We start from the raw sequence: 4,857 nt of genomic DNA on the forward strand, positions 1-4,857 counted from the left end.
TTGCGTATATCGCAATCACATTTTTATTCGCATTTATTTTCTTTGCGATGGTATCAAGATTCATCTTTTTTCCTCCTTCATTATATAATTCGAAAAAAAATTGAATTTGTAAAAAAAAAGATGAAAAAAATGCTTAAAATTTATAAAACTCTAAGCATTTTGTAATTTTTATAGATTTGAAAACGCATTTTCTAAGTCAAACAAAATATCATCAATATTTTCTGTTCCAATTGATAAACGAATTGTATTTGGTTTAATACCTTGGTCAAGTAATTCTTCTTGTGTTAATTGAGAATGCGTTGTAGTAGCGGGATGAATAACTAGTGATTTCACATCGGCTACATAGGCTAATAAAGAAAATATTTCTAGAGAATCAATAAATTTATGGGCTTCTTTTTCGCCTCCTTTTATATCAAAAGTAAATATAGAACCTCCTCCATTTGGGAAATACTTAACATATAAATCATGGTCTGGATGATTTGGTAAAGAAGGATGATTTACTTTTTCTACAAGTGGATGATGTGATAAATATTCAACGACTTTCTTTGTGTTTTCATTGTGTCGATCAATTCTTAGCGACAAAGTTTCTGTTCCTTGTAGTAGTAAGAACGCATTAAATGGAGAAAGCGTTGCCCCTGTATCACGTAATAAAATAGCTCGAACATATGTCACAAATGGCGCATTCGGTGCAGCCTCTGTGAATTTTACGCCATGATAACTTGGATTGGGTTGTGATAACCAAGGATATTTATCATCTTTTGCCCAATCAAATGTTTCTCCCTCAACAATGACACCTCCTAAACTCGTTCCATGTCCTCCTATGAATTTAGTAGCAGAATGCACTACAATATCTGCTCCGTGTTCAATAGGACGAATTAAGTATGGTGTTCCAAATGTATTATCCACAACCACTGGGAGTCCATGTTTATGAGCAATTTCACTAATTGCATCGATATCAGGAATATCACTATTTGGATTTCCAAGTGTTTCCAAGTAAATAGCTTTTGTATTGGATTGAATAGCTTGTTCTACTTCTTCTAAATTATGAGCATTCACAAATGTTGTACTAATTCCATAATTTGGGAATGTATGAGCTAATAAGTTAGATGTTCCTCCATAAATAGTTTTTTGTGCAACAATGTGTTCACCTTGTTTAGCTAAAGCTTGAATGGTATAGGCAATAGCTGCAGCTCCAGAAGCAACAGCTAATGCTCCAGTTCCTCCTTCTAATGCCGCAATTCGTTTTTCAAATACTTCTTGAGTAGAATTGGTTAGTCGTCCATAAATATTTCCTGAATCAGCTAAACCAAATCGTGCTGCAGCATGTGCACTGTTATCAAAAACATACGATGTTGTTTGATAAATCGGAACAGCTCTTGCTCCTGTACTCGGATCTGCTTGTTCTTGTCCTACATGTAGTTGTAACGTTTCAAATTTTAATTTACGATCTTCTCTTTTTGTATATGCCATGATTTTTCTCCTTATAAAAAAAAGCTCATCCCATTAGGACGAGCATATCGTGTTACCACCTAAATTCACCATAACCTCACAATTATGGTCTTATCAGTCTTATTGACTACGTATTTTAACGCTTACTTGCGTGATAACCTACCTATCGATTATCCAGTTCCAAGACCATTTTCACTTAATTATCATTATCTTTTTCCACCATCCAAAGACTCTCTTTAAAATCCTATTAAGCTATTCTTCTTTTCATAACCTTTATATATTCATTTTTTATCATTTTCGTTACACATTCGAAACGTACAACGAGACTTTAAATAAATGATTAATTTCATATCGTCTCCTTATTCCTACCATTTAAGTAGGTTGTGTTAATACTACTCTTCTTTTCCTACTATGTCAATAGGAATTCGACCTAAAAAAAAGACATTCACTAAGAATGCCTACTTATTTGTTTGAAGTGAATCCTCTTTTAATTGTTTTAAAAACTTCTCTTCATTTTCTTTATCATTTTTGTTTTCATAAATCTTAGCTAATAAAGCATCGTTCGTTGTTCTTTGTTGCCCAGACAAAGACTCACATTCTTTTAATAAAACATCTAAATATTCATCACTTGCTTCAATGTATACACTATACATTCTCTTACAAGCTTCAATGTTTTTTTCATTCTTTGATTCTTTTAAAATTTTATCTTTATAATACAATGCCTTCTTTTTATTATTTTGTTGGGCATAATACCCAAAAGCCGTCGCATAGAAATTCTCTTTTTGTGCTTGATTCATATGAACATTTTCAAAATTATCACAAATAGAATCAATGTCTTGTTTCTTACCACGAATAATTGCTGCATTTAATTTTAAATAATTCAAATTATAAGGAGGAATGTTTTTTTTCGCATCCACTGAATTTACTAATTCATCAAACTTACGATAATCTTTCTTTAATAAAGCCGAAGTTAATTCATTTTCTAATTTAGAAACATCTTTTTGTTTCTTAACCTGAAACACAACTTCTAAAACAAATACCACAATAACTGTGAAAATAATCCATTTTGTCATAGTACTCTTGTCTCCATCCAGTCTGTATAATCATCATTGGCATTGCGATTAGGATCTGTTCCATTTAATTCAGGAACAAACGCCGAAATTGCTTGAATCACACTTGTAATCAATAAAATAGAATGCGAATGTTTATAAGAATTCACATTAATAATTTTATTGTCTTTATGATTCATTGTATCAATCATAACAACATTGTATTTTTTGTTTTGACAATAATCAAATGTCTTGTTTACTAAAACACTATCTAGTCCATCGTTAATTAATAAAATAAAGGACTTCTCATTTAAAGAACGATGCATTCCATGAGAAAACTCTACAATGTCATTAAACATCGTAGGAATACACTGTGTTTCCATTAATTTTAATTGTCCTTCCATAGCTGTGGCAAAATTCATTCCATTTCCAATCACATATAAATTATCCATGTCTTTTCCATATTGATTGTTTTGACACCATGTAATTGTTTGATCAATAACATTATTTATATCATTGACTTGATTTGAAAGCTCATCTTTTATTTCTTTATACAATTCATCCGATATTGTGTTCTTCTTTTGAGCTAATTGAAGACCAAACAACATCAATAAAACCAATGTGGAACTATATCCCTTTGTTTTGGCATTACTATTTTCTAGTCCACAATTCAAATAGTAAGTTTGATTTGACATCTTATCGATTGGTGAATCCACTTCATTGGTAATCCCAAGAATGGAAAACCCATCTTTTTTAGCACATTCTAAAGCATTTAATACTCCACTTGATGTCCCTGTTTGAGAAATCCCTAGAACATAGGTTGTTTCTTGATTTTCATATTGAAGGGAAATTGCCGTATTCATAAAATTAGATGGTGTATAGGCGTACACACGAATTTTAGCGTATTTGGCAATAAAAGATGAAATAGCCATTGCTGCATTATAACTAGAGCCATGACAAACAATATAAAGAGCTTCCATATCAGGTACATCTAATTTAGAATTCAATAAATTTGAAAGAAGTGTTTGTTCTTCTTTCATATACGTCCACATTATACTCTCAAACATTATTTTTTCTCCTATTTTTTATACTTAAATGGTATCAGAAAACATTCAATAATTACATTATAAATTCATCAATATCTTTTGTTTCAAACCCCTTTGAAGTTAATACTTCCATTGATTTAAACCCAGCTCTTCGAATTAAATCCATAGCTATGTCATATCCTTCATCTAAAAACTTGGCATTATGACAATCACTATTTAATAGAATTTTGCCATTATGTTGGTTAATGTACTGTAATAAATGAAAATCTGGATATGGTTTTGTTCGATATCCCTTGGCAATGGCACCGGTATTGACTTCAATAATTTTATTGTTTTGAATCAAGCAATCCAGTGTTTCATATGCCATTTTTAAGTATTGTTTATTAGAAAAAGAAAGAAACGATTCATCTTCATTGAATTTCATAAATAAATCAAAGTGTCCAATAATATCAACTTCATCCCATGTTGCCATTTTTTTTAAATCATCAAAATAACACTGACAAAAAGATAAAAAATCATTATTAAAATAAGAAGAAACTAGTTGTTCCGTTACTTCTTTTGAACAATCTATGCCATGTTCATATCCTTCTCCTTTTACATAGTGCTTTGATCCAATAATATAATCAAATTGAGAAGGATCATTAATGCGATACAATTCATCTTGTTCAATTCCTAGAAAAATATCAATTTGATCTTTATATTTTTCCTTTAATTTATTTACTTCTAAACAATAAGAATTCTGTCTATTTTCATCCATTCCAAAAGACTCTGAAGGCGTATATCCATGAGAAGAAAAACCTAAAACAGTGAACTTTTTTTGAATAGCACTTTCCACTATTTCTTCCAAAGAATTAATGCCATCACAATATAAACTATGCGTATGAAGATTTTGTTTAATCATTTAAAATCCTTTCTAGCCATTGCTTACATCCCTCATAAATATCCCAATAAGCTTTATTAAAATCATCAGTATACCAAGGATCCGATACACTTCTATCTTCTAATAAAGGATATATTTTATGTTCGTTATCATCTGGAAAACGTCTATGTAGGTTATTCATATTATAGGAATCCATACCAATAATATAATCAAAACGATTATAGTCTTCTAAACAAATTTGACGAGCTTTTCTAGGACTAAAAGGAACATTCTTTTCTTTTAATATTCTTTTAGCCGGTGGATACATATCATTTCCAATTTCTTCGGTTGAAGTTGCAGCTGATTCAATATAAAAATCAGAACTCAACCCTTTTCCATCTACTAATTTTTTCATAATAAATTCTGCCATCGGACTTCTACAAATATTCCCATG

The 4,857-nt window shown here is 30.6% G+C and carries 5 protein-coding genes and 1 other annotated feature; all 5 genes read right to left on the reverse strand.

What is annotated here, in order from left to right; translation table 11 throughout:
• Positions 1 to 168 precede the first annotated feature (168 nt).
• A complete protein-coding gene (locus tag ACI313_RS07930; protein WP_439755719.1) occupies positions 169 to 1,470 on the reverse strand; it encodes an O-acetylhomoserine aminocarboxypropyltransferase/cysteine synthase family protein in 1,302 nt (433 codons plus the stop codon).
• A 31-nt stretch (positions 1,471 to 1,501) separates the two neighbouring features.
• Positions 1,502 to 1,726: a binding site (T-box leader), on the reverse strand.
• Between the two features lie 181 nt (positions 1,727 to 1,907).
• Complete coding sequence (locus ACI313_RS07935) at positions 1,908 to 2,522, reverse strand: hypothetical protein (protein ID WP_439755720.1); 615 nt, start codon at positions 2,520 to 2,522, stop codon at positions 1,908 to 1,910.
• On the reverse strand, positions 2,519 to 3,565 hold the full coding sequence (locus tag ACI313_RS07940) for an SIS domain-containing protein (RefSeq protein WP_439755721.1): 1,047 nt from the start codon (positions 3,563 to 3,565) through the stop codon (positions 2,519 to 2,521). Before ACI313_RS07940 ends, ACI313_RS07935 begins: the two co-directional genes overlap by 4 nt.
• Positions 3,566 to 3,617: 52 nt before the next feature.
• The gene (locus tag ACI313_RS07945) at positions 3,618 to 4,445 is read right to left on the reverse strand and encodes a histidinol-phosphatase (RefSeq protein WP_439755722.1); all 828 of its coding nucleotides are present in this window, start codon (positions 4,443 to 4,445) and stop codon (positions 3,618 to 3,620) included.
• Positions 4,438 to 4,857, reverse strand: a 420-nt coding sequence (locus ACI313_RS07950) for a low molecular weight protein-tyrosine-phosphatase (protein ID WP_439755723.1), incomplete at its 5' end; no start/stop codon positions are given. The genes ACI313_RS07950 and ACI313_RS07945, both read right to left, overlap by 8 nt.

Origin of the sequence: Floccifex sp. (genome assembly GCF_051873495.1) — a bacterium.
GTDB lineage: Bacteria > Bacillota_I > Bacilli_A > Erysipelotrichales > Erysipelotrichaceae > Floccifex.